1 protein-coding gene is annotated in these 750 nt (G+C 56.9%); it reads right to left on the bottom strand.

All coding sequences use genetic code 11. The features are described 5' to 3' along the window. Nucleotides 1-112: 112 nt before the first annotated feature. Nucleotides 113-750, bottom strand: a 638-nt coding sequence (locus AC5O77_RS21790) for a terminase TerL endonuclease subunit (RefSeq protein ID WP_494507176.1), incomplete at its 5' end; no start/stop codon positions are given.

Below are 750 nucleotides of genomic sequence, written 5' to 3'. Positions count from 1 at the left end.
CACTGAAGGATTTCACCGTCAGCAGGGAACAGGCCCGTTTAAGAGTCACATCAGCCTCCTGAAAATAAAAAAACCGCCGGAGCGGTTCGTGATGGTTACAGTGTGAACAGGGTTATATGAAAAAAACCGCATATTCTTTCTTTTTCGGTTCCGGGTTAAGGGACATCAGGGAGACCGCATTGAACAGCGCCATCAGCGGGTCAATTTTTCCCCGTCCACTGGCCTGTTTGGTGATAAGAATGGCGTTACCTTTAGGCTCCACCCGGGCATTGCCGACACACCAGGCCATCAGGGGCTGGTCACCATGCACCAGCACCCCTTCAGCCAGTTTGCGCTCGGTGGTTTTAATGGCCCCGCCCAGTTTCCAGCCCTGGCTTATCCCCACCACAATTCCGTCGGGGATCCCGGCTTCCGCCAGTGAATCCAGAATCTGCCCCACCCCTGACGGGTCAATCCCGATATGGTCCAGTAACTCAGCCTCATGAATGCGACGCACATATTCCGCCACTTCCGCCGTGTCATCCCCGACACGCCGGACAATGGTCATATCTCCACAGGCAACAAGATCCTGAAACCGGGACGCCTCGCTCTTCCGTCGGACCACCGCGGTTTCATGCGCCCAGGCATGGCCCCAGCCCAGCCATTCGCGGGTCTCCCGGTCACGCCCAATCACATACATCCCCAGCAGATCATCCAGCCCTCCGCCGTCAATCCCCACCGTCACCACATTAGCACGACGCAGGATATCGT

The organism is Stenotrophomonas sp. INTA L402-1 (assembly GCF_059295135.1).
This window is presented reverse-complemented; position numbering and strand designations above follow the sequence as displayed.